At 61.6% G+C, this 25,761-nt stretch carries 26 protein-coding genes and 1 tRNA gene; 10 read left to right on the top strand and 17 right to left on the bottom strand.

The genetic code is table 11. The features are described from left to right. Positions 1-147 precede the first annotated feature (147 nt). Positions 148-942 (top strand): CPBP family intramembrane glutamic endopeptidase, encoded by a 795-nt coding sequence (locus AC1DX6_RS19930; RefSeq protein ID WP_477316372.1) that lies wholly within the window; start codon positions 148-150, stop codon positions 940-942. Positions 943-993: 51 nt separating this feature from the next. Here AC1DX6_RS19930 and era read toward each other — a convergent pair whose 3' ends face one another. The 9 genes from era to rpoZ form a co-directional block, all read right to left on the bottom strand. Next, the gene (gene era / locus AC1DX6_RS19925) at positions 994-1,929 is read right to left on the bottom strand and encodes a GTPase Era (RefSeq protein ID WP_477316370.1); all 936 of its coding nucleotides are present in this window, start codon (positions 1,927-1,929) and stop codon (positions 994-996) included. Beyond that, on the bottom strand, positions 1,926-2,651 hold the full coding sequence (gene rnc / locus AC1DX6_RS19920; RefSeq protein WP_477316368.1) for a ribonuclease III: 726 nt from the start codon (positions 2,649-2,651) through the stop codon (positions 1,926-1,928). The genes era and rnc overlap by 4 nt, the downstream gene beginning before the upstream one ends. 4 nt (positions 2,652-2,655) lie before the next feature. Then, the gene (gene lepB, locus AC1DX6_RS19915; protein WP_477316366.1) at positions 2,656-3,405 is read right to left on the bottom strand and encodes a signal peptidase I; all 750 of its coding nucleotides are present in this window, start codon (positions 3,403-3,405) and stop codon (positions 2,656-2,658) included. A gap of 96 nt (positions 3,406-3,501) precedes the next feature. Beyond that, positions 3,502-3,915: a holo-ACP synthase gene (gene acpS / locus AC1DX6_RS19910; RefSeq protein ID WP_477316364.1), complete on the bottom strand. Its 414-nt coding sequence runs from the start codon at positions 3,913-3,915 to the stop codon at positions 3,502-3,504. Then, on the bottom strand, positions 3,912-4,496 hold the full coding sequence (locus tag AC1DX6_RS19905) for a DUF2062 domain-containing protein (protein WP_477316362.1): 585 nt from the start codon (positions 4,494-4,496) through the stop codon (positions 3,912-3,914). Before AC1DX6_RS19905 ends, acpS begins: the two co-directional genes overlap by 4 nt. A gap of 263 nt (positions 4,497-4,759) precedes the next feature. Further along, positions 4,760-5,149: a VOC family protein gene (locus AC1DX6_RS19900; protein ID WP_477316360.1), complete on the bottom strand. Its 390-nt coding sequence runs from the start codon at positions 5,147-5,149 to the stop codon at positions 4,760-4,762. A gap of 5 nt (positions 5,150-5,154) precedes the next feature. Continuing rightward, a complete protein-coding gene (pyrE, locus tag AC1DX6_RS19895; RefSeq protein WP_477316358.1) occupies positions 5,155-5,733 on the bottom strand; it encodes an orotate phosphoribosyltransferase in 579 nt (192 codons plus the stop codon). Positions 5,734-5,815: 82 nt separating this feature from the next. Then, entirely contained in the window at positions 5,816-8,044 is a 2,229-nt protein-coding gene (locus AC1DX6_RS19890; RefSeq protein WP_477316356.1) for a RelA/SpoT family protein, read from the bottom strand. 125 nt (positions 8,045-8,169) lie between these two features. Next, the gene (gene rpoZ, locus AC1DX6_RS19885) at positions 8,170-8,571 is read right to left on the bottom strand and encodes a DNA-directed RNA polymerase subunit omega (protein ID WP_454588394.1); all 402 of its coding nucleotides are present in this window, start codon (positions 8,569-8,571) and stop codon (positions 8,170-8,172) included. A 330-nt stretch (positions 8,572-8,901) separates the two neighbouring features. Here rpoZ and AC1DX6_RS19880 point away from each other — a divergent pair, with 330 nt between their 5' ends. Together AC1DX6_RS19880 and AC1DX6_RS19875 are read left to right on the top strand one after the other, a co-directional pair. Next, complete coding sequence (locus AC1DX6_RS19880) at positions 8,902-9,483, top strand: LabA-like NYN domain-containing protein (protein WP_477316354.1); 582 nt, start codon at positions 8,902-8,904, stop codon at positions 9,481-9,483. An 11-nt stretch (positions 9,484-9,494) separates the two neighbouring features. Further along, positions 9,495-10,151: a uracil-DNA glycosylase gene (locus AC1DX6_RS19875; protein WP_477316352.1), complete on the top strand. Its 657-nt coding sequence runs from the start codon at positions 9,495-9,497 to the stop codon at positions 10,149-10,151. 20 nt (positions 10,152-10,171) lie between these two features. Here AC1DX6_RS19875 and AC1DX6_RS19870 read toward each other — a convergent pair whose 3' ends face one another. Further along, on the bottom strand, positions 10,172-11,185 hold the full coding sequence (locus AC1DX6_RS19870) for a zinc-binding alcohol dehydrogenase family protein (RefSeq protein WP_477316488.1): 1,014 nt from the start codon (positions 11,183-11,185) through the stop codon (positions 10,172-10,174). Positions 11,186-11,281: 96 nt separating this feature from the next. Here AC1DX6_RS19870 and AC1DX6_RS19865 point away from each other — a divergent pair, with 96 nt between their 5' ends. Then, positions 11,282-11,641, top strand: coding sequence for a winged helix-turn-helix transcriptional regulator (locus tag AC1DX6_RS19865; RefSeq protein ID WP_477316350.1), 360 nt, complete (start codon positions 11,282-11,284; stop codon positions 11,639-11,641). A 16-nt stretch (positions 11,642-11,657) separates the two neighbouring features. Here the strand turns inward: AC1DX6_RS19865 and AC1DX6_RS19860 are convergent, their stop codons facing one another. Next, positions 11,658-12,131, bottom strand: coding sequence for an Lrp/AsnC family transcriptional regulator (locus tag AC1DX6_RS19860; RefSeq protein ID WP_023727560.1), 474 nt, complete (start codon positions 12,129-12,131; stop codon positions 11,658-11,660). Positions 12,132-12,268: 137 nt separating this feature from the next. Here AC1DX6_RS19860 and AC1DX6_RS19855 point away from each other — a divergent pair, with 137 nt between their 5' ends. After that, positions 12,269-13,180 (top strand): DMT family transporter, encoded by a 912-nt coding sequence (locus AC1DX6_RS19855; RefSeq protein WP_477316348.1) that lies wholly within the window; start codon positions 12,269-12,271, stop codon positions 13,178-13,180. 1 nt (position 13,181) lies between these two features. Here AC1DX6_RS19855 and AC1DX6_RS19850 read toward each other — a convergent pair whose 3' ends face one another. The 3 genes from AC1DX6_RS19850 to dapA form a co-directional block, all read right to left on the bottom strand. Continuing rightward, a complete protein-coding gene (locus tag AC1DX6_RS19850; protein WP_477316346.1) occupies positions 13,182-13,922 on the bottom strand; it encodes a glycoside hydrolase family 25 protein in 741 nt (246 codons plus the stop codon). Between the two features lie 100 nt (positions 13,923-14,022). Then, a complete protein-coding gene (gene smpB / locus AC1DX6_RS19845; RefSeq protein WP_477316344.1) occupies positions 14,023-14,502 on the bottom strand; it encodes an SsrA-binding protein SmpB in 480 nt (159 codons plus the stop codon). Positions 14,503-14,527: 25 nt separating this feature from the next. After that, the gene (gene dapA, locus AC1DX6_RS19840) at positions 14,528-15,409 is read right to left on the bottom strand and encodes a 4-hydroxy-tetrahydrodipicolinate synthase (protein WP_477316342.1); all 882 of its coding nucleotides are present in this window, start codon (positions 15,407-15,409) and stop codon (positions 14,528-14,530) included. 291 nt (positions 15,410-15,700) lie between these two features. Between dapA and AC1DX6_RS19835 the strand changes: the two genes are divergently transcribed. Then, positions 15,701-17,737: a lytic transglycosylase domain-containing protein gene (locus tag AC1DX6_RS19835; RefSeq protein ID WP_477316340.1), complete on the top strand. Its 2,037-nt coding sequence runs from the start codon at positions 15,701-15,703 to the stop codon at positions 17,735-17,737. A gap of 288 nt (positions 17,738-18,025) precedes the next feature. After that, positions 18,026-18,925: an alpha/beta fold hydrolase gene (locus tag AC1DX6_RS19830; protein WP_477316338.1), complete on the top strand. Its 900-nt coding sequence runs from the start codon at positions 18,026-18,028 to the stop codon at positions 18,923-18,925. A 58-nt stretch (positions 18,926-18,983) separates the two neighbouring features. Here AC1DX6_RS19830 and AC1DX6_RS19825 read toward each other — a convergent pair whose 3' ends face one another. Both AC1DX6_RS19825 and AC1DX6_RS19820 read right to left on the bottom strand, forming a co-directional pair. Further along, positions 18,984-20,006 carry a tyrosine-type recombinase/integrase gene (locus AC1DX6_RS19825; RefSeq protein WP_477316486.1) on the bottom strand — a complete coding sequence of 341 codons (1,023 nt, stop codon included), beginning with the start codon at positions 20,004-20,006 and terminating at the stop codon, positions 18,984-18,986. 288 nt (positions 20,007-20,294) lie between these two features. Then, on the bottom strand, positions 20,295-21,443 hold the full coding sequence (locus AC1DX6_RS19820; RefSeq protein WP_477316336.1) for a porin: 1,149 nt from the start codon (positions 21,441-21,443) through the stop codon (positions 20,295-20,297). A gap of 451 nt (positions 21,444-21,894) precedes the next feature. Between AC1DX6_RS19820 and AC1DX6_RS19815 the strand changes: the two genes are divergently transcribed. The 3 genes from AC1DX6_RS19815 (at position 21,895) to AC1DX6_RS19805 (ending at position 23,606) form a co-directional block, all read left to right on the top strand. Next, a tRNA-Ser gene (locus tag AC1DX6_RS19815) sits at positions 21,895-21,985 on the top strand. 92 nt (positions 21,986-22,077) lie between these two features. Beyond that, positions 22,078-22,338 carry a GIY-YIG nuclease family protein gene (locus AC1DX6_RS19810; RefSeq protein WP_477316334.1) on the top strand — a complete coding sequence of 87 codons (261 nt, stop codon included), beginning with the start codon at positions 22,078-22,080 and terminating at the stop codon, positions 22,336-22,338. 89 nt (positions 22,339-22,427) lie between these two features. Beyond that, positions 22,428-23,606: a porin gene (locus AC1DX6_RS19805; protein WP_477316332.1), complete on the top strand. Its 1,179-nt coding sequence runs from the start codon at positions 22,428-22,430 to the stop codon at positions 23,604-23,606. Positions 23,607-23,937: 331 nt separating this feature from the next. On the opposite strand, the gene AC1DX6_RS19800 is transcribed toward AC1DX6_RS19805, so the two are convergent. After that, entirely contained in the window at positions 23,938-25,629 is a 1,692-nt protein-coding gene (locus tag AC1DX6_RS19800; protein WP_477316330.1) for a tetratricopeptide repeat-containing sulfotransferase family protein, read from the bottom strand. Between the last annotated feature and the right edge of the window lie 132 nt (positions 25,630-25,761).

The raw sequence follows: 25,761 nt of genomic DNA, 5'->3' as shown, positions 1-25,761 counted from the left end.
CGACCGCATTGGCGCCAAATGAGGGCAAGTTGAACGGCACGGACGGCTCAGTCCGCCGCAAAAGGTCCCGCCGCTCTCATCCTGATGTGTCGACCTCTCGGGCAGTTGACCTCTCGTTTCCAATCTGCCCGATGAGAGGACACTGCCATGACTTCCTTCCTGAATCTGGTGCGCAGGCATCAGCTGACCTCGTTCGTTTCGCTGACGCTCGGCCTGACCTGGCTGGCGTTCATCCCGTTCTGGCTATCGAGTGGCGACAGCATTCCCTGGTTTACCTTCGGCCCGCTCGTCTCCGCCTTCATCGTCGCGGCAATGTCCGGCGGCTGGGGGGCGGTCAAGGCCATCCTCGCCTCGATGGTGAAGTGGCGGGTGCATCCAGTATGGTATGCGGTAGCATTCGGCCTGCCGTTTGGAACGCAGCTGGTCTCGATCCTGATCAATCCGCTGTTTGGCGCCGCAGCGCCCGCCTGGAGCAACATTCCCGCGATGAGCGAGATGCTGCCGATCATTGGGCTCTATGCAATCTTCAGCGGTCCGCTTGGCGAAGAGCCAGGCTGGCGCGGCTTTGCGGTGCCGCGTCTGCTCGCCAGCCACTCGGCGCTGACGGGCAGCCTGATCCTCGGCGTGATCTGGGCTATCTGGCACTTCCCGCTCGGTCTGGTCGGCGACCTCAGCGTCTATGGCACGATCAATGTGCTGCTGGCAGCGGTGGTGTTCACCTGGCTCTACCAGAACACCGGCAGCGTGCTGCTCGCCTTCATCATGCATGTCACGCATCAGAACAGCGTGCGCTTCCTCGGCAAGGTGTTCGTCGACGCCGACTATACGCAGCAGCAGTGGATTGGTGTTGCGATCTGGGCGGTCATCGCGGTTGCCATCGTCGCCTACTACGGCACCGAGAGTTTTGTCCGCCGGCCGAAGGCGCAACTGGCAATCGCCTGAACCAATCCGCCAAAAGGCGCGGCGCTCCTATCCCGGGCGCTGCGTCAATTCTCAGTGCGGAAACTCGAGCCCCATCTCGCGGTAGCGCTCGGGGTCGTCGCCCCAGTTCTCGCGCACCTTGACGAACAGGAACAGGTGCACCTTCTGTTCCAAAATGCCGGCGATCTCCATCCGCGCGGCCTGCCCGATGGCGCGGATCGTCTCGCCCTTGTGGCCGAGCACGATTTTCTTCTGGCTGTCGCGCTCGACATAGATGGTCTGGTCGATGCGCACCGAGCCGTCCTTCTTCTCTTCCCATTTCTCGGTCTCGATATGCGAGGAATAGGGCAATTCCTGGTGCAGCCTGAGATACAGCTTTTCGCGGGTGATCTCGGCGGCTAGCTGGCGCATCGGCAAGTCGGAGATCTGGTCTTCGGGATAGTACCAGGGGCCGGCCGGAAGCGCTTCGGCAAGATAGTCGAGCAGGTCTTTGCAGCCGGAGCCGGTCAGCGCCGAGACCATGAAGGTACGCTTGAACGGCACTTTCTCATTCGCTGCCGCGGCCAGGGCCAACAGCGCTTCGTGCTTGACCCGGTCGACCTTGTTGAGGATCAGCACCATCGGCTGGCGCACATCCTTCAGCCGCTCGAGGATGGCGTCGGCATCGCCGCGGATGCCGCGCTCGGCATCGATCAAAAGCAGCACGATATCAGCATCCTTGGCACCGCCCCAGGCGGTCGTCACCATCGCCGTGTCCAGCCGGCGCTTCGGCTTGAAGATGCCCGGCGTGTCGACAAAGACGATCTGCGCGTTGTCATGCGTGGCGATGCCGCGCACGATGGCGCGGGTGGTCTGCACCTTGTGCGTCACGATCGATACCTTGGCGCCGACCAGCTGGTTGACCAGTGTCGATTTGCCGGCATTCGGCGCGCCGATCAGCGCGACGAAGCCGGAGTGCGTGGCAGCGGCGGGCGTCGCCGGCACAGTGTCTTCGGTGGTGGCGGTCATGCCGCGCTCCCTTGATTGAGCCAGACGCCCTCACGCAGCAGGAGTGCCGCGGCGGCGGCCTGCTCGGCCTCGCGCTTGGAACGTCCGCTGCCGGTGGCCGGGGCGTAGGCGCCGACCTTGACGCTGACGGTGAACAGCGGATCGTGGTCGGGTCCCTCGCGGCTGTCTATCGTGTAGCTCGGCACGGCGGTTGCCGCCTGGTGCGCCCATTCCTGCAGCTCGGTCTTGGCATCGCGGCGGGCAGCGCCGGTGGCCTGCGAGCGCGGTTGCCAGTATTTGTGGATGAAGGCGCGCGCCGCCTCGAGCCCGCCGTCGAGATAGAGCACGGCAATCAGCGATTCCAGCGCGTCGGCACGCATATTGACGCGCTTGCGCCCGTCGAGGCCGCGCACGTCCGAGCCGGCGCGGATCAGGTCCGGCAGGCCGATATCCTCGGCGATCTCCGCCAGGGCCTCGGCGTTGACCAGCGCATTGAGGCGCAGCGACAGTTCGCCCTCGGCGGCATCCGGAAATGCCGCCAAAAGCATGTCGGCAACGACAAGGCCAAGAACACGATCGCCGAGGAATTCGAAACGCTCATAGTCGATGCCGGCATGGCTTGAGCGGGCACTGGCATGGGTTAGCGCGCGCTGCAGGCGCTGGCGGTCGGCAAAGGCGTGGCCGGTGCGCTGCATGAGCGCTTCGGCGAGCGCATCGGCGGTCAGGCGTTTTGTCGCTGCCATCACCCTAATTGACGAAATGGAACAGGCGCGAGGCGCGGATCAGCGACGGCCATTTCCAGATTTCGAGCGGGCTCGCCTTGCCGGCGATCGAGAAGAAAACCAGATTGGCGCGGCCGACCAGGTTCTCGGCCGGCACGTAGCCGACGGTGAAGCGGCTGTCCGAGGAATTGTCGCGGTTGTCGCCCATCATGAAATAGTGGCCGGCCGGCACGTTCCATTCGCGGGTGTTGTCGCCGATCGAATTGGGATTCAGGTCGAGCGTGTCGTAGCTGACGCCGTTGGGCAGCGTTTCCCGGTAGACATCGATCGGCTGATTCTCTTCGGTGATGTCTGGGTTGTCGATCTGACCGGTTTTCACGCGCGGCACGCCGACATCGTTGATGAACAGCTGGCCGTTCTTGACCTGGATCTTGTCGCCCGGCAGGCCGACGACGCGCTTGATATAATCGATGGACGGGTCCGGCGGGAACTTGAACACCACAACATCGCCGCGCTTCGGCTCAGAGGCCCAGATGCGTCCCGAAAACAGATCCGGCCCAAACGGCAGCGAATAGCGGGAGAAGCCATAGGACCATTTGGTGACGAACAGGTAATCGCCTTCAAGCAAGGTCGGCCGCATCGACCCCGACGGGATCGAGAACGGCTGGAACAGCAGCGTGCGGATGACCAGCGCAAGCAGCAACGCCTGAATGATGACGTTGACGGTTTCGCCAAGTCCGCCGGTTTTCTTCTCAGTTTTTTCAGCCACGCTCATGTCGTCCTCGATTGTGCGTTGGTTGGTATAGAGTCTCGGCACGCGCTGGGCAACGTCATGCCAGCGTTAGTTATAATCGCCGGTCGTCAGATGCAATCAATGTGGCGCTTCTTCGACGGGCAGCGCCTCGATGATCACAAAGGCTTGAGCGAGCGGAAAATCGTCGGTGATTGTCAGGTGAATCGCCGCGCGGTGCCCTTTCGGTAGGATCTTGTCCAGCCGTACTGCGGCACCACCCGTCAGCGCCATGGTCGGCTTGCCGCTGGCCAGGTTGACGACACCCATGTCGCGCCAGAACACGCCTTGCGCCAGACCGGTACCAAGCGCCTTGGCACAGGCCTCCTTGGCGGCGAAGCGTTTGGCGTAGGAGGCCGCGCGCGCCCTGCGGTTCTCGGAGCGGGCTTGCTCGACCTCGGTGTAGATGCGCTGGATGAAGCGCTGGCCATGACGCTCCAGCGACTTCTCGATGCGCCTGATATCGATCAGGTCGCTGCCGATGCCGATGATCATTCCGCGGGAACTTCCCGTCCGGTCTGGGCGGCCTTTTCGGCCTTTGCGGCCAGCCGCTTGCGCCTTTGTTCGCGGAAGGTGGTCATGCCCCAACGGGTGATGCCGTAGAAAATGAGCCCGAAGATCAGTCCGAGCGGCACCGCGCCGATCAGCATCGGCTCCAGCACTGGATGCCACAACTTGGCGAAGGATAGCGTGTGCATCATTTCGCCAAGATGCTCGGGCGGTCCGTGCTTGGGCAGGCGCTCATGCAGGATCAGCTTGCCGGTCTCCCAGGACGCGCCCCACAGCAGCGGGAAGGTCAGCGGATTGCCGAAGAACACGGCGCCGAGGGCTGCCGCCACCAGGTTTCCTGCGATAATCCAGCAAAGCACGAATGCAATGGCAAAATGGAAACCCACCGGAAAGAACGAGGCGAACACGCCGGCCGCGACACCGGCCGCCACGGCGTGCGGCGTGGCCTTCAGCCGCAGGATGCGCTTGGAAAAATACTGCAGCGAGCGCGAAAACGAGCGGCGCGGCCACAGATAGGTACGCACCCGCTCGAAAAGACCATCAGGCTTGCGGCGTCGAAAAAGCACTCTGTTCCCGTTCCCGGTTTACCAACACCACCATACCCAGCCATTTCGGGCTAGGCGCAACGGCAGCCATATCTTGCGCTTTGCGGTCGCCAGAAGGCAACAACGACTTTGATATAGCTATGCGCAGACCGAAGAACAACGGCGGACCATGGCGCGACAGGCGCTGCCGCTGCCTTCAAAAGCCGGGCGTTGCCGTCTCCAAAGCGACGCAATCGCGGCGGATTTGAGGTGGGCATCACTCTCGCCATCGGCGATTGGAACGTTCACCTCTTGCCAGGTTGGTACTCGCCGACCTCGACAAGGTTGCCGTCGGGGTCGCGAAAATAGACCGACATCATCGGGCCTCGCGCACCGATCCGCTCGACCGGGCCGACTTCAACGGCGACGCCATTGACCGCCAGGCTGGCGCAGATTTCGGAGAGCGGCCGGGCGGCGACGAGGCAGAAATCCCCGGAGCCGGGCGTCGGTGCCTTGGCCTTTGGCTCGAAGGTGCGCCCGACCTCATGCAAATTGATCTTCTGCGCTCCAAACAGCAGCGCTGTCGGTCGGTTCGGCTCGTCGAGGCGCTTGAGGCCGAGCACACGCCGGTAGAAGTCGCAGCTGTCATCGACGGAGCGGACCGTCAGCACGAAATGGTCGATGCCGGCGATCATGTTGGTCAGATGTTGCGGCTGCCGGGCTTGATGGCCGGTATGGCGGCGAGTTCCGGCGGCAGCCTGTCGGCCGGATAGGCCGGAACCTCGTATTCGGCAAGCGCGATCAGCGGCACGCCGACATTGGTCTTGCCAGCCGAGCGGTCGATGATGCAAGCGGCGGCCACAACCTCGGCGCCAAGCTCGCGCAGACATTCGATGGTCTCGCGGATCGACAGGCCGGTGGTGACGATGTCCTCGACGATGACGACGCGCGCGCCCCTGGCGATCTCGAAGCGGCGGAGCCTGAACTCGCCCCCTTCCCGCTCGACCCAGATCGCCGGTACGCCGAGATGGCGTGAGGTTTCGTAAGCCGGGATCAGCCCGCCGATCGCCGGGCCGACGACATAGTCGATCTTGCCGGGCACGGTGGCGCTGATCTTTGCGGCAAGCGCCTTGCAGAGGCGCTCGGTCTTGTCGGCATGCATGAATACCCGCGCCTTCTGCAGGAAGACCGGGCTGCGCAGACCAGACGTCAAGATGAAATGTCCCTCGAGAACGGCGCCGGCCTCGCGGAAAATACCCAGCACTTCATCGGTGTTCATCGCTGCCTTGTCCCCCAAGCCGTTAGTCTCGTTTGACCATGATCTTGTCCAAAAACCGGTTCCCACTTTTTGGGATCATGGTCTAGCCGTTGACGCGCCGCGCATCGCTGACGCTCGAATTGTCCTTGAGCTGCGACAGCAGCCGGTTCAGGTGCTTCAGATCCCAAACTTCGAGATCGATCAGCATTTCGGTGAAATCGGGCGCGGTGCGCACCATCGACAATGTATGGATGTTGGCGTCGTTGGAGGCAACGACCTGGGCGATGTCGGCCAGCGAACCCGGCGCATTGATGGCGGTGACCGAGACGCGCGCCGGAAACCGCTCCTTGGTGCGCTCGTCAATGTCCCAGCGCACGTCGATCCAGCGCTCGGGCTGGTCGTCAAAGGCCTGCAGGGCCGGCGACTGGATCGGATAGATGGTGATGCCGGTTCCCGGCTGCACGATGCCGACGATGCGGTCGCCGGGCACGGCTCCTTCCGGCGCGAAGCGCACCGGCAGGTCGCCGCGCACGCCGCGAATCGGCACGGCGCCGTCCTTCGGCTGGTCCTTGTCCTTGCGCGCGGCACGGCCCGGAATCTGGAACAGCATGCCGGCGGCGTTGCGGATCTTCGACCAGCCCTCCTCGCGCTGCTTGGGCGCGGCCAGCGTCACGCGCTCGTCCTTGAAGTCTGGGAAGACCGCCTTCATCACATCGGTGGAGGCAAGTTCGCCGCGGCCGACCGAGGCCAGCACATCCTCGATATCCTTGCGCGCCAGCCGATGCAGCACAGGCTTTAGGTTTTCCTTGGTGAAGGTCTTGCCGGCCCGCTCGAAGGCGCGCTCCAGAATGCGGGCGCCGAGGCCCGAATACTGCTTGCGGATGGCATTCTTGGTGGCGCGGCGGATGGCCGAGCGCGCCTTGCCGGTGACGACGACCGATTCCCACGCCGCCGGCGGCACCTGTGCCTTGGAGCGGATGATCTCGACCTCGTCGCCGTTCTTCAGTTCGGTCATCAGTGGCATGATGCGGCCATTGACCTTAGCGCCGACGCAGGTGTCGCCGACATCGGTGTGCACGGCATAGGCAAAGTCGATTGGGGTGGCGCCGCGCGGCAGCGCGATCAGCAGGCCCTTGGGCGTAAAACAGAACACCTGGTCCTGGAACAGTTCCAGCTTGGTGTTTTCGAGGAAATCCTCGGGATTGTCGCCTTCGGCGAGCTGTTCGATGGTGCGCCGCAGCCATGCATAGGCGTTGGTCTCCTTCGAGATCGCGTGCGCAGTGCCATTGGTCTTACCGCCGGTGTCCTTGTAGATCGAATGCGCGGCGACGCCGTATTCGGCGATCTTGTTCATCTGGTGGGTGCGGATCTGCAGTTCGACGCGCTGGCGCGACGGGCCGACGATGGTGGTGTGGATCGAGCGGTAGTCGTTCTGCTTCGGCGTCGAGATGTAGTCCTTGAAGCGGCCTGGCACCATCGACCAGGTGGTGTGGATGGCGCCGAGCGCGCGGTAGCAGTCCTCGGTCGACTCGACGACGACGCGGAAGCCAAAGATGTCGGACAGCTGCTCGAAGGACAGCGCCTTGGCCTCCATCTTGCGGAACACCGACCACGGCTTCTTCTGGCGGCTTTTCACGCCGGCCTTGATCGCATGCTTTTCAAACAGCGTGGACAGTGACTTCTCGATCTCGGACAGCACGTCCTTGTTGCGCTCGAAGATTTCGGCCAGCCGCGCAGTGACGGCGCGGTAGGCTTCCGGATTGATGAAGCGGAAGGCGATCTCCTCCAGCTCCTCGCGCATGCCTTGCATGCCCATGCGCCCCGCCAGCGGCGCATAGATATCCATTGTCTCCTCGGCGATGCGCAGGCGCTTGGCCTCGGGCATGTGGTCGAGGGTGCGCATGTTGTGCAGGCGGTCGGCGAGCTTGACCAACAGCACGCGGACATCCTCAGAGATCGCCAGCAACAGCTTGCGCAGGTTCTCCGCCTGCTCGGCCTTCTTAGAGACAAGGTCGAGCTTCTTCAGCTTGGTCAGGCCTTCGACCAGCTTGCCCATTTCCGGGCCGAACAGATCGTCGATCTCGGCTCGCGTCGCCGTGGTGTCCTCGATCGTGTCGTGCAGCAAGGCAACGGCGATCGTCGCCTCGTCCATGTGCATTTCGGTGAGGATGGCGGCGACTTCGAGCGGATGCGAGAAATAGGGGTCGCCGGAGGCGCGTTTCTGGTGGCCATGCTTCTGCATGGCATAGACATAGGCCTTGTTGAGCAGCGCCTCGTTGACGTCAGGCTTGTAGCGCTGGACGCGCTCGACAAGCTCATACTGACGCATCATGGGCAGGATCTCTCAGGGCTGAAATGGAACATGCGCCGCACTTGTGTACGGCGCATGTCATAGATAGCCACGAAACGGACGATACGGAAGTGCCGGAGTTTGTTCCAGCGACCAGATCGAAACTCTTAGTAGTCGTCGCTCTTTTCCGGGGGGACGAGGCCCTCGATGCCGGCCAGCAGATCCTCTTCGGTCATGCGATCGAAGGTGACGTTGTCCTCGGCGTCGTCGGCGTCGGTTGCCGCCACGGCGCCGCCGGTCTGGTCGGCAATCGCCTCGCCGTCGGCTTCCGGCTCGTCGACCTCGACATGCTTCTGCAGCGAGTGGATCAGGTCTTCCTTGAGGTCGTCGGGCGACAATGTCTCGTCGGCGATCTCGCGCAGCGCCACGACCGGGTTCTTGTCGTTGTCACGCGGCACGGTGATCGGCGCGCCCTGGCTGATCTGACGGGCGCGATGGCCGGCCAGAAGCACCAGTTCGAAGCGGTTGTCGACCTTGTCGATGCAATCTTCAACGGTTACGCGGGCCATGGATTGCCCCTTTCATGCGATGGATTTGATGGAAAACAGGCGCGGTCCTTAACCTGAACGCCGCCAAAATACAAGCTTCATGGCAAGGAGGGCTGTGGAGCCGGCCAATGCCGGCTCCACAGCGGGGTTGACAGCTCGCCGGCAGTGCGACCGTCTGCGACGATACGGCGTCGATCACAATTGCTTGCAGTGCGGCAACACACCTTGGATTGCCGTAAAACTGGCGCTATCTCGGATAAAGAAAGCTCAGCCGGTTTATTAAAGCCGAGCGATAGTCACTCACGCATTTTCGTTTAGACGGCCGCTTATTGCGAAAAAGGGATATTTTCCATGTTCGACCCTCGTGAAAAAATCGCTCTTTTCATCGACGGCGCCAATCTCTACGCGACCTCGCGCGCGCTCGGCTTCGACATCGATTACCGCAAGCTGCTGTCGAGCTTCCAGAAGCGCGGCTATCTGCTGCGCGCCTACTACTATACGGCGCTGGTCGAGGACCAGGAATACTCCTCGATCCGGCCGCTGATCGACTGGCTCGACTATAACGGCTTCAAGGTGGTGACCAAGCCGGCCAAGGAATTCACCGACTCGACTGGCCGCCGCAAGATCAAAGGCAATATGGACATCGAGCTGACCGTCGATGCGCTGGAGCTTGCCGATGTCGTCGACCACTATGTCATCTTCTCCGGCGATGGCGATTTCCGCACGCTGGTCGAGGCGCTGCAGCGGCGCGGGCGCAAGGTTTCGGTGGTTTCGACCATGGCCTCGCAGCCGCCAATGATCTCCGACGATCTGCGCCGCCAGGCCGACCATTTCATCGACCTGATGACGCTGAAGAACGAGGTTGGCCGCGATCCGTCCGAACGGCCGGTGCGCCGGCCCGAGCCGGCCGAGGCCGAAGAGGACGATTATTGACGGCGGCGGCGTTGACCGCCCCTGCCGCCTCCGAACCCGGCCGCGACTGCCCGCTCTGCCCGCGGCTGCATGATTTCATCGCCGATTGGCGGCTGCGCGAACCGTCCTGGTTCAATGCGCCGGTACCGACCTTCCTGCCGCCCCAGGGCGAGGATGCCGTCAAGCTTTTGATCGTCGGGCTGGCGCCCGGCCTGCGCGGTGCGAACCGGACCGGGCGCCCGTTCACCGGCGACTATGCCGGCGACCTGCTCTACTCCACATTGATCGCGCAGGGTCTTGCGCGCGGCGAGTTCAAGGCGCGGCCGGATGACGGGCTTGAGCTTGTCGGCACAGCGATCACCAATGCAGTGCGCTGCGTGCCGCCGGAGAACAAGCCGGTTGGTGCGGAGATTGCCACCTGCCGGACGTTCCTGGTGCCGACGATCGCACGCTTTCCCAATCTGCGCGCCGTGCTGGCGCTAGGCTCCATCGCTCACCAGTCGACGGTCAGGGCGCTGGGTGGGCGCGTCGCCGCCTACCCATTCAAGCATGGCGGACAGCTGCAAGCCGGCGGCATCACGCTGTTTTCCAGCTATCACTGCTCCCGCTACAACACCAACACCGGCGTGCTGACGGAAGCGATGTTCGTCAATGTTCTTAGCCAGATAGAAGCTTTCCTGCAGAGCTAAGTCGGGCTGGCGACCTCGCGTCAGAAGCCTTCGAGGACAATCTTACCCTTGGCCTTGCCGGTCTCGATCAGTGCATGGGCGCGCTTCAGATTGGCGGCGTTGATTGGGCCGAATGTCTCGCCCAAGGTGGTGCGGATGGTACCGGCGTCGACAAGCCGGGCCAGTTCGTTCAGATGCTCACCCTGCGCGGCCATATCCTGCGTCTCGAACAGCGAGCGGGTGAACATCAGCTCCCAATGGACCGAAACGCTCTTGCGCTTGAACGGATTGATGTCGAGCGTCTGGGGATCGTCGATCAAGCCGAAACGGCCCTGCGGCGCGATCAGTTCGACGATCGCGGCCAGGTGCTTGTCGGTGTTGGTCGTCGAGAACACAAAGGCTGGTGCGCCGATGCCGAGGGCTGCGATTTCTGCAGCCAGCGGCTTGGAATGGTCGAGCACATGATGGGCGCCAAGCCCAAGCACCCAGTCCCGCGTCTCCGGCCGTGAAGCCGTGGCGATCACCGTCAGATCAGTCAATTGGCGCGCAAGCTGGACCGCAATCGAGCCGACGCCGCCGGCGCCACCAATGATCAGGATGGCGTTTGTCGCGCCGCTGACTGGCTTCTTCACGTCAAGGCGATCGAACAACGCCTCGAAGGCGGTGATCGCCGTCAGCGGCAGCGCTGCCGCCTGCGCATAGTGGAGCGAGCTCGGTTTGCGGCCGACCAACCGCTCATCGACAAGGTGGAACTCGGCATTGGTGCCTTGCGGCGCGAGCGCACCGGAATAGAAGACATCGTCGCCGCGCTTGAACAGGCTGGCGTCCGCACCTGCGTCGACAACCCGGCCGGCAGCGTCCCAACCAAGCACGCGCCAGCTTCCGGCTTCGGGTCTGGCGCTTCGCCGGATCTTGGTGTCGACCGGATTGACCGAGATCGCCTTCACCTCGACCAGCAGTTGACGGCCCTTCGGCTCGGGCTTGGGCAAGTCGATATCGACAAGGGAGGCCTCATCGGTGATGGGGGCTGGGTTTTGATAGCCGACGGCGCGCATCTTCTTCTCCATGTTGTCTGGGATAGAGATGCCGTCTACGATCACCATGCGCAAGAATGCACATATAAAGCACATAGTGTCGAAAAGGATACCGTCATGCCACGCATTCGCCATGAGCGATTTGATTGCAGCCCCGGCTGCACCGTGGAAGGAACGCTGCGCTATATCGACGGAAAGTGGAAAGGCGTCGTGCTCTACCATCTGTTCGAGGGCACGATGCGCTTCAACGAGATACGTCGGCGCATCCCGAACTGCACACAGCGCATGCTGACCAACCAGTTGCGCGAACTGGAGACGGACGGGCTCATCGCCCGCAAGGTCTACGCACAGGTGCCGCCGAAGGTGGAATACAGCCTAACGCCGCGTGGCAGGAGCCTGGAGCCGGTGATCACCGCCCTGAAAGTCTGGGGCGACGCGAATGTGACGCTGGCGCCGGAGGTTTCTCAAGCCGCCTGACTTCAGTCGACCCGTCTCACACCGGCAGCAGCGCGTCGGGCTTCACGTCCGATATCGACGCATAGGTGTGCGTTTCCCTGACACCTGGCAGCGGCAGGATCACGCGCTTCAAAAAATCCTGATAGGCGGCCATCTCGGAAATGCGCGCCTTGACCAGATAGTCAAAACCGCCAACGACCATATGGCATTCCAGCACTTCAGGGGCTTTCGCCACCGCCTCAGCGAAACGGTCAAACACATGCGGCGCCGCCTGGTCGAGCCTGACTTCGATGAAGACGAGCGTGCCGCGGCCGATCTTTTGCGGATTGAGCACAGCTCTGACCGCGGTGATGAAACCGTCCCGGAACAGGCGCTTCACCCGCTGGCTGGTGCCGGTCGGCGACAGGCCGACGCGGGCTGCGAGATCGAGCGTGGTGCGACGCCCGTCCTCCTGCAGCAGCCGCAGCAAGCTGCGGTCGATGGCATCTAGTTGATCGGATTCATGATTCACGCTCGCGGTGCCTCTGTTGTGTGAATTTCACTTTCCTATCGCGAAAACAGCATATTTTGTCACACCATTTTCAACAATAGGGTGCGCTTCCAACGAAGCCGTCCGGAGAAAAGCCTCCGCTGGCAGGATCGAGCGGGATGAGCATGCGCGCGACAGAGAACCGAAACACGAAGCCGGCAATCCTTGCCGGCATGGCCATGATCGGCATCTACGCCGTGCAGTTCGTCGCAGCCCGCTTCAGCCTGCGGGAGCATCTGACGGCGACGGATCTCGCGACCTTGCGCTTTGTCGGGGCCGGCATGGTCATGCTGCCGGTGGTCTGGCGCATTGGCCCAGCTGATATCAAGGCGTTGGGCTGGCCGCGCGCGCTGACGCTGGCGGCACTGGCAGGGTTGCCCTACCCGATCATCATCAACTGGGGCCTGACCTATGCGCCTGCCGCGCATGGCGCAGCACTCTGTCCGGCCTCGATCGTTTTCTTCTCAACTGTGCTGTCGCACATCGCCACCACCGACAAAGCGTCGCACCAGCGAACCATCGGCGTCGCCGCCATCATAGCCGGGCTGATCCTGTTCATTGCGCCGGCACGCACCGACAGCGCCATGAAGGATGTCCTCTTCGGCGATCTTCTGTTCATCGGATCAGGCATGATGTTTGCAGCCTATGCCGTTCTTGTACGGCGCTGGCGCGTCGATCCGGTCACAGCGACCGCAACGGTCGTGCTCTTGTCATGCGTGCCGCTGCCTCTGCTCTATATCTTTGCACCGAGCGGCCTGCGCGCCGCATCAGTGGCCGAAATCGCCAGCCAGATCGTCATTCAATGGTTTTTGGCAGGTGCGGCCGCCATGTTCCTCTACACCTATATCGTCCGACAACTGGGGTCGCAGACGGCATCGCTGTTCATGCCATGCGTGCCGATCGCAACGGTCCTGATCGCCATGACGGTGCTTGGCGAAACGCCGACCGCGGCCCAGTTCGCCGCCATCCTGATCATGGCTGCGGGGATGGCCTTTTCGGCTGTTTCCAGACCTGCGGCAAAAGCTGCCTGATTCAGGGCGATGGAGGCGTTTGCGGAGAAACCTGTCCGGGCGCGGCAAACAGCCCAGCCAGCGTTTGCTGGCCTCCCTGCAGGACATTGAGATCGACATCACCCTCGATGCCGTCGACGCGGCCCATATTATGGTACTGCCAGTAGATCCAGCCGTCCTCGCTCGGTTTGATCGCCAGCGAGCGCAGCCAGCGCTGACGCACAGCTATCTGTCCAAGATACGCCTCCTCGGCCTCGTCGGTCAGGTAGATGATCGCCGGCTTGCCGAACGCAGCCTCAACCGGCCCGAGGAAGGCCTGCAGTTCGGCGCTCAGCTGTTGCGGCGACGGCCGTTGCGGGCAGTTGCCGCCGAATTCAATGTCGACCACCGGCGGCAGCAGTGGCTGATCATGCGGCACCACCGAAATGAAATTCTTCGCCTGGTCGGCGCCCGGCCGGCAAAAGGTGAAGAAGTGGTAGGCGCCGACCGCAAGGCCGGCGGCGCGCGCCTCACGCAGATTGGTGGCGAAGGCATCATCGACATGGTCGCCGCCTTCGGTTGCCTTGATGACGGCGAAGGCGACATCGTCGGCGGCAACGCGCCGCCAGTCGATCTGGCCCTGATGATGGGAAACGTCGATGCCCCTGACCGGGTATTTGCCGCGGTCGGGAGAAAAGGTGTGGAAGTAGAGAAGGCCGCCTGCGGCGACGAAGCCCGCGAAAACCAGGCTGGCCGCAGCCCAGAGGACCAACCGTTTCTTCAAGATTGTCCCCTTAGGGCTCCCGGCCCTTCGCTATGGCTCCGGGCGTTCGTCGCTCGAAAAGCCAAATCGTTGGCTTTTCGTCCGCTTCGCGGACCACTCCTCACCCACGTTCCTTCATCAGCCGGCCCTTCTCACGCGACCAGTCGCGCTGCTTTTCGGACTCGCGCTTGTCGTGCAGCTTCTTGCCGCGGCCGACGGCGAGCAGCAGCTTGGCGCGGCCCTGGTCGTTGAAATAGATCTTCAACGGCACCAGGGTCATACCTTCGCGCTCGATGCTCTGCGCCAGTTTTGCCATTTCGCGCTTGTTGAGCAGCAGCTTGCGGCGCCGCCTGGGCTCGTGATTGAAGCGGTTGGCCTGCAGATATTCCGGCAGATAGGAGTTGATCAGCCAGATCTCGCCACCCTCGACCGAGGCGTAGCTGTCCTGGATGTTGGCCTGGCCCTGGCGCAGCGACTTGACCTCGGTGCCGGTCAGCACCAGGCCGGTCTCGACCGTGTCGAGCACCTCATAGGAAAACCTCGCCTTGCGGTTTTCCGCAACGGTCTTGTTGTTGGGATCGGCTTTTCTGACTTGATTCATGATGTGGAGAGGTGGCGCCTCATCCCTAATTTATCAAGCCGGCGTGCTTCAAAGCCGCATCGATCTTCTCGGCAGTCGATGCCTCGATCGTCACCAGCGGGGAGCGCACCACGTTCTCGACCTTGCCCAGCTTCGACAGTGCGTATTTGGCGCCGCACAGGCCAGGCTCGAGGAAGATAGCCTTGTGCAGCGGCAGCAGGCGATCCTGCAACTCCAGCGCCTTGGCGCTGTCGCCGGCAAGCGTCGCCTCCTGGAATTCGGCGCAGAGCCGCGGCGCGACATTCGATGTCACCGAGATGCAGCCGACGCCGCCATGGGCGTTGAAGCCGAGCGCCGAAGCATCCTCGCCCGAAAGCTGGATGAAATCCTTGCCGCAAGTGGCGCGCTGTTCGGATACACGCTCGACCTTGCCGGTGGCATCCTTGACGCCGACGATGTTCTGGAAGTCGTGCGCCAGCTGGCCCATCGTCTCCGGGCTCATATCGATCACCGAGCGCGGCGGGATGTTGTAGATGATGATCGGCAGGCTGGTGGCGCGAGCGACCGCGGCGAAATGCGCATAGAGGCCACGCTGCGTCGGCTTGTTGTAGTAGGGCGTGACGACAAGTGCGGCGTCGGCGCCGGCCTTTTCGGCATATTGCACCAGACCTACCGCTTCTTCCGTGTTGTTGGAGCCGGCGCCGGCAACGACCGGAACCCGACCCTTGGCCACCTCGATGCACACCTTGACGACTTGGCGATGCTCGTCATGCGACAGCGTCGGCGACTCGCCAGTGGTGCCAACCGGAACAAGACCGGTCGTGCCTTCGGCGAGTTGCCATTCGACAAACGCGCGAAAGGCTTTCTCGTCGAAACGCCCGCTCTTTTCGAACGGTGTCACGAGCGCAGTAAGCGAGCCTCTCAGCATGTCGTCCAACTCCTTGGGACTTCTTGGTTTCTTGCATGTCGTTGTCCCAAAACCGGTATCCACTTTTTGGGCGACATGCATCGGTGTTTTGTCGTGCGCCTTCTAGCCGAAAGCGAAGCGGCGCACCATAGTCTCGACATGGTTGCGCGGCAAGCATTGCAATGATGCCAGCAAGCGCAATTCGAACGGCCTCGATAACCTTTTGTTTACGAGCCCTTCACGACCTAAGTTTAGGCTTCGAGGCATCTCGGCCTGCTGGTAAAATGGCAGCATAGGGAAGACGTAGAGATCATGCCGGTCAGTCGGCCTCACCTTTTCGCGCTGCTTGGCGCCACGCTCGCGCTGATGCCGAGCATGGCGGACAGCGGCGTCGATGTGCAGGTCACGTCAGCCATTCCGATGCCGGGCCTGCAGGATAACGGCCCACGGCAGGACGGGTCTCCGTCGCCCAGCGTCGCCATGCTGAAGAGCGGTCTCGACGCGCTGGCGGCAAACGACATTCCCGTTGCGCGCGCGGTGCGCGAGGCCTTGCCCGCCAATTCGCTCGACCGCCACATACTGGCCTGGGCGATCGCGCTCTATGGCGGCAACCAGGTGCCGAGCGGCGACATTGCGGACGCCGCAAAGATGCTGCCGAACTGGCCGGGCACGATCGCCTTGCGCAAGAACAGCGAGCGCGCGCTCTACCGCGAGAATCCTTCGCCACAGACCGTGGCGCAGGCGTTCGATGGCAGCCAGCCGCTGACTTCAGAGGGTGTGGTGATCCTCGCTCGCTCCTATGTGGCGCTCGGCAACGCCAAGGCAGCGCGCTCGGTGCTGTCGCCGTTCTGGCGCGCCGAACTGCTGGAAGCCAAGGATGAAACGGCGATCATCAAGGAATTCGGCAAGCTGATCCCGGCTGCCGACCACCGTTTCCGCATGGAGCGCATGTTCTATGCCGACCGGGTGAATTCGGCGCTGCGGGTCGCGGGTCTCGCCGACGCCCAGCCGTTGGCCGATGCCTGGGCGGCGGCGGACAAAGGCGACAAGAACGCGGCCAAATTGCTGAAGGCGGTGCCGGCCGCACAGCGTTCGGCCGGCTATTTCTTCGCGCAGGCCGAATATCTGCGCAAGCAGGACAAGTTTTCCGACGCCGCCGCGGTGGTGATGAAGGCGCCTACGGACCGTGAGGCGTTGGTCGATCCGGACGCCTGGTGGGTCGAACGCCGGGTGCTTTCGCGCGAACTGGTCGACCAGGGCGACATGAAGACCGCCTACAGAATAGTCGCCGCGCACGCCGCTGAAAGTGCCGCCAATGCCGCGGAGGCGGAGTTCCATGCCGGCTGGTATGCGCTGCGCGGGCTGAACGACGCCAACACCGCTGCCACGCATTTCGCGCGGATCGTCGATCTCGCCCAGGGACCAATGACACTGTCGCGCGCCTATTACTGGCTTGGCCGCGCGGCCGAAGTCGGCGGTCCCGGCAATGCGAAGGAGTATTTCACTCGTGCCGCCGCCTACGGGACGACCTTTTATGGCCAGCTCTCAGCCGAGCGTGTTGGCCTGCGCACCCTCAATATCGTCTATCCCTCGCCCAGTGCCGCCGATCGCCAGAATTTCGACAACCGTGAGGCCGTCAGCGCCATCAAACGGCTGCAGGAGGCAGGCTACGACCGCTATGCCGATACGCTCTACCGCGACCTCGCCGGGCAATTGACCAGTCCCGGCGAACTGGCATTGCTTGCTGTGCTGGCGGAAAAGCAGGGCAACCATTTCCTGGCCTTGAAAGTCGGCAAGATCGCCGGTGCGCGCGGCATCGATGTCGGCGCGCTGTCGCATCCGCTCGGCGTCATTCCCGATTCGGCCAATATTTCCGGCTCGGGCAAGGCGCTGGCCTATGCGATCGCCCGCCAGGAAAGCGAGTTCAACATCGGCGCCGTCTCCAGCGCCGGCGCGCGCGGGCTGCTGCAACTGATGCCGGGGACCGCCAGACAATTGGCCAAGAAGGCCGGAATGACTTTCTCATCGGAACGGCTGACCACCGACGCCGGCTACAACGCAACCTTGGGCGCCGCCTTCCTCGGCGAGCAGCTCGATCGCTTCAATGGCTCCTATTTGCTGACCTTCGCCGGCTACAATGCCGGCCCCAACCGCGCCAGCCAGTGGGTGGCGAAATATGGCGACCCGCGCGGCAAGGACATCGACGCGGTCGTCGACTGGATCGAGCGGATTCCCTACACGGAAACAAGAAGCTACGTGCAGCGCGTTATGGAGAATTACGAGGTCTACAAGATGCGTATTTCCGGCAAGTACGACATTGTCGGGGATCTGGTGAACGGCCGAAGTTGAGGCAGCGATAAACGACTTCGCCGGAGCTGCCAATCTCCCCCCTTTCGGGGGAGATGCCTGGCAAGGCAGAGGGGGGCTGTCCCTCGGCCTATCAGCCAATTCACCGGATCATCCCAAGCGGAAGCTATTCAGGCTTGCGATCCTTCCCACCCCCCCTCTGGCCTGCCAGCCATCTCCCCCGCAAGGGGGGAGATCGACAGTTCCGGCGTCGCGCCTTCTATTTGACCACTCCCGCCCTCGCCTGTAGCAGTCGCAGGCAATCCGACAATGGCGAGGAATCGAGTCCGCATGCCAAACCACGACGGCTTTTCCGATTTCTTCTACGCCGCGCCGGACGGGCTCAAGCTCCATGCGCGCGTCTACGGCGAAGCGAACTCCGGACATTGGCCGGTCGTCTGCTTGCCTGGCCTGACCCGCAACTCTCGCGACTTTCACGAACTGGCGCTGTACCTCTCGACGCGATCGGAAATCCCGCGAAAGATCGTCGTCTTCGATTACCGCGGCCGCGGCCAGTCAGCCTACGATCCGGATACCAGCCATTATCATGTCGGTGTCGAAGCGGGCGATATCCTCGCCGGGCTGGCGGCGCTCAACATCGCGGAAGCGGCCTTCATCGGCACGTCGCGCGGCGGGCTGATCATCCATGCGCTCGGCGCGATGCAGCCGGCCGTGCTGAAGGCCATCGTTCTCAACGACATCGGCCCGGTGATCGAGGCGGATGGACTTGCCCATATCCGCTCCTATCTCGATCCCGCCCCGAAGCCGAAAACGCGTGCCGAGGCGGTCGGCGCCCAGCGCGGCGCGCATGGCGGCGATTTTCCCGCGCTGACCGAGGCGGATTGGGAGCGGATGGTGTCGGCGCTTTACCGCGAGACGGATCATGGGCTGATGCCGGATTTCGACCCGCGGCTGCTCGAGACACTGGCGGGCCTTGACCTCAGCAAACCATTGCCGGATCTGTGGCCGCAGTTCGAGGCGCTGGCGGTCATACCACTGCTTGCCATACGCGGCGCCAATTCGAGACTGCTGTCGGCCGAAACGATCCAGGAGATGGGCAGGCGCCATTCCGGCATGGAAGCGATCACGGTCGACGGCCAGGGGCACGCGCCCTTCCTGGACACAGGCAACCTGCCCGGCGCCATCGCGGCCTTTCTGGACCGTGCGGAAAACGCAGCTCAAACAAAGTAAACCCCAAGATCAAAACTGATCCTGGGGTCACCGTTGCAGTATATGCAAGCTTGCCGGACTATTTGGCTTTAGAGCTTTTCCTGGGCGCCTTCGCAGCCTTGGCTACGGCCGCTTCGCCCTTTTGCGCAGGCGCCGAAGGCGTGGTCAGCGGGGATGAGAAGGCGGAGCCTTTTGCGTCGCAGGTCAGCCCTTCGCCGCGCGGCGTCTCCAGCACGACGACGCAGCCGTCAAGATCATTGGTGGCCAGATGCGCGTAGCGCATGGTCATCGACAGCGTCTGATGGCCGAGCCACATCTGCACGCGCCTGATGTCGATCCCGCCCTGAACAAGGCGCGAGGCGCAAGTGTGGCGCAATATATGCGGCACCACCTGATCGTCGGCGCCAAGGCCGACTTCGGCTTTCGCATCGTTCCAAATGGCGCGGAACTGCGCCTGGCTGAGTTTGGTGAACGGACCTTTGGGCCGGCGGCCTTCGGTGGCCGGCAGCTTGATTACTTCTTTCACCCGTTCGGTCATCGGAATGGTGCGGCTGCGGCCGGATTTGGTGATCCAGAAGGAGACGCGATGTTCCTGGATGTCGTTCCAGATCAGTCCGAGCGCCTCGCCGAGGCGGCAGCCTGAGTCGACAAGAAAGACAGAAAGCCGGTAAGCATCCTCGCTGCGGCTCTTGATGGCAGCGAACAACCGCGCCTCTTCGTCCCTTTCGAGGAAACGAATCCGTCCCGCCCGCTCCTTCTGGCGGCGAAACTCGGGCAGGCTGTGGATATCTCCCATCTTGTGAGCCTTGCGCAGCAGTTTGCTGAGGGCAGCCATCTTCCGGTTGATGGTTGCGTTGCTGTTACCGCGCTGGCGCAAGGTGCCGATAAGGTTATCGAGGGTGCTTTGGTCAAAGGCGCTGAAACGCTCGCCGAGGAGAATCTCGTCTATTTCGCCGATGAAAGAGCTGACATTGTATTTATGCCGCCCATCATCCCAAAGTATGTCACGGTACGCTGAAAATAATTCTCCGACCCTATGCGACTTAACTTCTCGTATCTTGTTGTAGCTGTATCTTATCTTCGAATTTTGAGAAGAAAACATCGAAAACTGATCGGAGGGTTCTCCCTCTTGAATCGCTTCGTTCGTCATTAATTGCCACACCCCCGAGTGGATAGATCAGACCTATCCGCTTGGAAGCGTCCTTTCAAGAGATTTGATCACGCAGTCGTGATTTCATCCGCCATCGGTGGATCCCACGAAATCAGCCCACGGACCTGTTCAGCTACCCGAACCCCCTTCTCCTTCTCACTGCCATGGCCAAGCCACGAAAACAAAACAGCCCGGGCGTTGAAGCGCCCGGGCTGAATTTCACCTGTAAGGAACCAGCCCTTAGAACGAGCGCTGGAAGCGGAGGATACCGCCGACGCCGTCTTCGCTGGCATGCCAGTCGCTGTCGGCCTTGTTGAAGTAGTCAACTTCGGCCGTGACCGTGAAGCCCGGGACAACATCGTAAGCAATGTTGGCAGCCAGACCAAAGGTCTTGCCGTCGTCATACGATGCCTGGACATTGAACGAGGTCTTCTCGTTGATGGTGTAAGTGCCACCACCCCAGATTGCCCAGCTGCCGTCCCAATTCTTGAAGAAGTTGTGGCCGTTGTTCGGATCGGCAAAGTCGGAGTCACTGCCGTAGCCGCCGATGATGAACAGCGACAGGTTCTGCATCGGAGTCACGTCCAAACGAGCCTTGCCGGCCCACGCTTCGTAGTTGCTGTCATAGGCGGCAACTGCGGTGATTGCACCCCAGCCCTGCGTGTACTTCACGCCGCCGACGACATGCGGAACGTAGCTGTCGATGGTGTTGTCGCCTTCGCCTTCTTCGAGCGAAACCACGGCCGAGAAGCCGTTGCCGGCGTCGAAGTAGTATTGGATGACGTTGGTGTCGAAATCGCCGTAGGGGACGAGCGTGTCGTCGATGACGTTGCCGGCATAGCCGATGAACGTATTGAAGGCCGATTCGTCCTTACCGACGCGCAGGCCACCGAGCTGGATCCAGGCGAAGTTCAGCGAGGGTGTCTTGTTGACCGCCCGCCATGCACCATTGTCGACCAGCACATCAGGTGTGGTCGTATTGTTGTCGGTATCCGAAAGCGACTGCGAGCTGCCCGAACCGTTGCCGAAGTTGAAGCGGGTCTCGGTGAAGGTCTTCAGGGTGCCGAGCTCGGTTTCCGAACCGGTCCAGGTCTTCAGCGTGAAGCGGGCATTCTTGTGATAGGTGTCGTGGAAACCATCGCCCAGGTGATCCGGAGCGTCCTGGACGCCTTCGCGGTCACCCACGCCGATGTCGTAACGGATAAAGCCGCCGATGCGCAGGCAGGTTTCGGTGCCGGGGATGTAGAAGTAGCCAGCGCCATAGACGTCGCAGATCTTGACGTATTCAGCGGGTTCCGGCTCGGCGACGACGACGGCGTCGGCGGCGCGCGCACCGGAAACTGCGATCAGGGCCGCAGCGGAGCCGAGAAGAAGGCTCTTGATGTTCATTTTCTGACCTCCAGTCAAAAGTTAAAAAACGGGTCTGGGTATTCTTTGCTGAAGGACAGCGTTCCCTGCCCCATCCCCACTACTGAAAAAGATGCGCACCGCGCCGCTCCTTCGAACTCGACATTACCCATGAGGCGGCGGCGTTCAACCACGATCGTACCGGCGAAAGGTCTGTGCGGGCGCTATCCCCATGCGTTGTTGCACAAATGACACGATTTGGCCTCAGTCAGAAAGCTCTCATTAACCTTCAGGCCCCTTGCAGCCCTTGCTTTCAGGCCGAATCCGGCGATGGACCGCCGGAATTGCGGCCAGGTTCCGAGTCGCCGACCAGGGAATTGCCGCAGAATCGCCGCATGGCGAGGGCGGGGTTTCGGCAGGCGCCGGTTTTTTCAATGATAATGGCGCCGGCTTGTTGATTGTGCCGACGCTTTTCTTTATCCAGCGGCGCAACGGAGAGGTGGCCGAGTGGTCGAAGGCGCTCCCCTGCTAAGGGAGTAGAGGTCAAAAGCTTCTCGTGGGTTCGAATCCCATCCTCTCCGCCACCCTACGCCTGCGGGCTTCGGGTGGCAGGCCACCCGAAACCGCAAGCGGGCGTAGGGTGTCGCCCGAAGCTACGATGTAGCGTAGGGGGACCATGTGGTACGTCTATTTCCTGCAACTCCATAACGGCGATGTCTATGTCGGATCGACAAATGACCTTCGACGCCGTTTCGAATCGCACCGATCGGGCCATGTGACGTCGACGAAGGCTTATCTGCCTGTCACCTTGAAGGCCTACATTGGGATTGAAACCGAGGCCAACGCACGGCAACTCGAGCGATATTTCAAGACCGGATCAGGCAAGGCCTTCGCGAGCAAGCGGTTTTGGCCGACAGAGCCAGCTGGCCGCTCATAAGGCTTATCTATTTGAAATAAAACAGCAAAGCAGAACAGTGGACTGTTTTTCATCGACCTCCGCCTCCGATTCTGACTGGAGGTCAGAAAATGAACATCAAGAGCCTTCTTCTCGGCTCCGCTGCGGCCCTGATCGCAGTTTCCGGTGCGCGCGCCGCCGACGCCGTCGTCGTCGCCGAGCCGGAACCCGCTGAATACGTCAAGATCTGCGACGTCTATGGCGCTGGCTACTTCTACATCCCCGGCACCGAAACCTGCCTGCGCATCGGCGGCTATATCCGTTACGACATCGGCGGTGGCGACGTCGGCTCGTTCGACGGTGCGAAGTCCGGCGACCACGAGGACGGCGACGAGCAGAGCACATGGTACAAGCATGCACGCTTTACGCTGAAGACGTGGACCGGCCAGGAAACCGAACTCGGCACCTTGAAGACCTACACCGAGACCCGCTTCAACTACGGCAACAGCCAAAACTACGCCACCGTCAATAACAATGGTACTCCGCTTGATGCCACTGACGATTTCTTCAACCCCAATGCAGCCGGCAACAGCGGCGTTTCGCTGAACTTCGCCTGGATCCAGCTCGGTGGTCTGCGCGTCGGTAAGGACGAATCGGCCTTCAATACGTTCATCGGCTACGCCGGCAACGTCATCAACGATACGCTGGTTCCCTACGGCGATTTCGACACCAACGTCGTCCAGTACTATTTCGACGCTGGCAACGGCTTCTCGGCCGTTCTCTCGCTCGAAGAAGGCTCGGGTGTCGTCGGCACGATCGACAGCTACGTTCCGCATGTCGTCGGCGGCGTGAAATACACGCAGGGCTGGGGCGCCATCACCGGCGTCGTTGCCTATGACGCCAACTACGAGGAGGTGGCCGGCAAGGTTCGCCTGGACATCACCCCGATGCAGAACCTATCGCTGTTCATCATGGGCGGCTACGGCACCGACGACAATCTGACGGATCCGACCTGGGCAACCCCGGCCGGCGGCCGCGGCTTCTACAAGCAGTGGAGCGGCAACTGGGCAGTCTGGGGTGGTGGCACCTACACCATCAACCAGAAGACCTCGTTCAACACCCAGCTCTCCTATGACGAAGGCAAGAACTTCGGCGCTGCGGCGAACATTGCCTACGACATCGTTCCCGGCTTCACGGTCACGGCGGAAGTCGACTACCTGCACCTTGGCGACGATAGCGTCTCCAACTGGACCAATGCTGACAAGAAAAACAGCGTCGGTGGCCTCCTCCGCTTCCAGCGCTCGTTCTGATCAGCGCCTGATCTGAGCACCATAGAACCCGGCGGGCAACCGCCGGGTTTTTTGTCGAAGGTGGTATGACTGCCACTTCGTGCGCTGTGCCGCGATGCCGCGCCATCACCTCCTTCCACCGCGAAACAGGGATCGCCGACAGTTTGATTCTTCGCCGCCCAGGCCCTACAAAACTTGCTTGGCACTGGCGCCATGATTTATCCGGCTGGATCGCCACACACTTCCAGCTTCCTAGCATCGCTGTATGGGCAAAAGGCCGCGATCGAGCTACCTCTGCAGGCCTACGACGCCGCACCATTTGACATCGGCCACACCCAGCGTGGATACCTGTTCAAAGCTCAGCCAGATCGCCCAAGGCATCGATCAAAGGCTGCAGTCTGGTATCGTAATTCTTCCAGTGCTTGACAGCCGATTTATAGATCGGCTGTCGAACTTGCCAGCGGCTGAGCGTTCTCACAGACCCAGCCCTGTCGAAGAAACGAAGGCAGGCATCGTCCCAGGTCAAGCCGAGGTGGTCTATCAGGCGGCGCGATTGCCCTTCCTGGTCCGAAACGAGATCCTCGTAGCGATTTTCGAAAATGCGGCCTGGGAAAATGGCCTGCCAATGACGCATGAGACGATCATATTCACGATAGTACAACCCAAGGTGTCTAAGATCAGAGGAATAATTGTGGCCTTTTTTGAGATTTGCAGTGAAGCACGAGAAGCAATTATCGATCGCGTCGCGCCTGCAATGAATAATTCGAGCGTTGGGGAAGAGAATTGCGATAAGGCCGACAAGCTCGAAATTGTGCGGCATCTTGTCGACAATATGTGATTCCGCAGACGCATACAGGTGCAGGTTAGCAAGATATTCTTCGGCCAACGCCTGCGATTGCTGCGCCGTCATCGACTTGATCGACTGTCCAAAGCCTTGTACCGGCTCCCCCTTCAGATCGTTTGCGTCCGCTATCCGTCCCAGTTTGGTAAGTTCTCCGGCTCCGTGAACGCTAGGATGGCTTGCGCAAATCTGTTCTGTCAGGGTCGTACCCGAACGGGGCATTCCCAGCACGAATACGGGGACCTCGGACGGGCTTCCATAGTCCGCCCTGGCCGCCAGAAACTCCGCATCGAACAGGCTGATGATGGAATCGACCCGCTTGCGGTAGGTATCGATGTCGAAATCATAAGGCTTGAGTTTTTTGGCCTGCGTGAAATGATCCATAGCGTCATCGTAGCGCCCAAGATCATTCAGGACCTTTCCTGCCGCCAGGTGAAGCTCGTACGGGGGCCCATTGGCGGAACCTGCCAGGTTATGGAGTTCGCCCAGGATGGATTTAAGTTCAGGCGGCTCGGCGGAAAATTTTCGGATGTGCACAAAGGCATAGTAGGCCCCAGGCACCTCCACACGCCGGGCGATGGTTTCTCTTAGGCAGGCTGTTGCCTCGTCCATCCGTCCGAGGCTCACAAGCGTATTCGCCAAGCCCATCCGAGCGAGCGGATGATCGGGACTGATCTCCAGCCCTTTCTCGTAGACAGGCAAAGCCATGTCGGCCTTGTCAAATTGGGCATAGGCCTTTCCAAGTCCGCAAAGAGCCTCCATCAGATCGGGCTTTAGGTCGCAAGCGCGCTGCAAATGCTTGATCGCCAGCGGGTAATCACCGACCTTCAGATAGGCTTCGCCCAGACTGAACTGATAGTATGGATTTTCTGGCTCTTGGGCGGCCGCGCGCGCGAAATATCTGATAGCCAGTTCATCGTCGAAACCGAGCCCCAGCGTGCCGAGAATATACAGAGCAAGTGGGTAATTTGGCGTTCTCGCCAGAACGCGATGGCACAGTTCCTCCGCTTCGGGGAAGCGGTCGGCTTTCTGCAGCTCGAGTGCCTGCCTCAGCACCATGTCGTCGGCTTGCGCGCGCGACGGTTGCATTTTCGGCCGCACTGCTGGTGCAGGTGCGGCCTTTATCGGCAGAGGCTTAGCCCTTATCGGCGCAGGCGTAGCCTTTAGATGCTTGGCCCAGGCGGGCGGAAGACGATTGTTCATCGGGCCTCGCTAGCAAAAAGAACAAGCAGAATCCAGCCCAAGCCGGGCCGCCGTCGATCGGGAACTCGCGCCAACTTGCGCAGCCTCAAAGGGCACGCTAGCAAGAAAGCCCGTTTCAACCGAGCCTTTTTG

It is taken from the genome of Mesorhizobium sp. P2_C4 (assembly GCF_056404575.1).
The sequence above is the reverse complement of the archived record's forward strand: the minus strand, read 5'-3'. Positions and strand labels throughout refer to the sequence as shown.

What these genes read in the sequence shown, in the direction of transcription:
- AC1DX6_RS19820 (WP_477316336.1), bottom strand. Translation starts at nt 21,443, where the DNA reads ATGAACATCAAGAGCCTTCTTCTCGGCTCCGCTGCGGCCCTGATCGCA.
- AC1DX6_RS19805 (WP_477316332.1), top strand. Translation starts at nt 22,428, where the DNA reads ATGAACATCAAGAGCCTTCTTCTCGGCTCCGCTGCGGCCCTGATCGCA.
- AC1DX6_RS19855 (WP_477316348.1), top strand. Translation starts at nt 12,269, where the DNA reads ATGAGCATGCGCGCGACAGAGAACCGAAACACGAAGCCGGCAATCCTT.
- era (WP_477316370.1), bottom strand. Translation starts at nt 1,929, where the DNA reads ATGACCGCCACCACCGAAGACACTGTGCCGGCGACGCCCGCCGCTGCC.
- AC1DX6_RS19800 (WP_477316330.1), bottom strand. Translation starts at nt 25,629, where the DNA reads ATGAACAATCGTCTTCCGCCCGCCTGGGCCAAGCATCTAAAGGCTACG.
- AC1DX6_RS19865 (WP_477316350.1), top strand. Translation starts at nt 11,282, where the DNA reads ATGCCACGCATTCGCCATGAGCGATTTGATTGCAGCCCCGGCTGCACC.
- AC1DX6_RS19890 (WP_477316356.1), bottom strand. Translation starts at nt 8,044, where the DNA reads ATGATGCGTCAGTATGAGCTTGTCGAGCGCGTCCAGCGCTACAAGCCT.
- acpS (WP_477316364.1), bottom strand. Translation starts at nt 3,915, where the DNA reads ATGATCATCGGCATCGGCAGCGACCTGATCGATATCAGGCGCATCGAG.
- lepB (WP_477316366.1), bottom strand. Translation starts at nt 3,405, where the DNA reads ATGAGCGTGGCTGAAAAAACTGAGAAGAAAACCGGCGGACTTGGCGAA.
- dapA (WP_477316342.1), bottom strand. Translation starts at nt 15,409, where the DNA reads ATGCTGAGAGGCTCGCTTACTGCGCTCGTGACACCGTTCGAAAAGAGC.
- AC1DX6_RS19810 (WP_477316334.1), top strand. Translation starts at nt 22,078, where the DNA reads ATGTGGTACGTCTATTTCCTGCAACTCCATAACGGCGATGTCTATGTC.
- rpoZ (WP_454588394.1), bottom strand. Translation starts at nt 8,571, where the DNA reads ATGGCCCGCGTAACCGTTGAAGATTGCATCGACAAGGTCGACAACCGC.
- AC1DX6_RS19870 (WP_477316488.1), bottom strand. Translation starts at nt 11,185, where the DNA reads ATGCGCGCCGTCGGCTATCAAAACCCAGCCCCCATCACCGATGAGGCC.
- AC1DX6_RS19880 (WP_477316354.1), top strand. Translation starts at nt 8,902, where the DNA reads ATGTTCGACCCTCGTGAAAAAATCGCTCTTTTCATCGACGGCGCCAAT.
- AC1DX6_RS19930 (WP_477316372.1), top strand. Translation starts at nt 148, where the DNA reads ATGACTTCCTTCCTGAATCTGGTGCGCAGGCATCAGCTGACCTCGTTC.
- AC1DX6_RS19825 (WP_477316486.1), bottom strand. Translation starts at nt 20,006, where the DNA reads ATGTTTTCTTCTCAAAATTCGAAGATAAGATACAGCTACAACAAGATA.
- rnc (WP_477316368.1), bottom strand. Translation starts at nt 2,651, where the DNA reads ATGGCAGCGACAAAACGCCTGACCGCCGATGCGCTCGCCGAAGCGCTC.
- AC1DX6_RS19900 (WP_477316360.1), bottom strand. Translation starts at nt 5,149, where the DNA reads ATGATCGCCGGCATCGACCATTTCGTGCTGACGGTCCGCTCCGTCGAT.
- AC1DX6_RS19830 (WP_477316338.1), top strand. Translation starts at nt 18,026, where the DNA reads ATGCCAAACCACGACGGCTTTTCCGATTTCTTCTACGCCGCGCCGGAC.
- pyrE (WP_477316358.1), bottom strand. Translation starts at nt 5,733, where the DNA reads ATGAACACCGATGAAGTGCTGGGTATTTTCCGCGAGGCCGGCGCCGTT.
- AC1DX6_RS19835 (WP_477316340.1), top strand. Translation starts at nt 15,701, where the DNA reads ATGCCGGTCAGTCGGCCTCACCTTTTCGCGCTGCTTGGCGCCACGCTC.
- smpB (WP_477316344.1), bottom strand. Translation starts at nt 14,502, where the DNA reads ATGAATCAAGTCAGAAAAGCCGATCCCAACAACAAGACCGTTGCGGAA.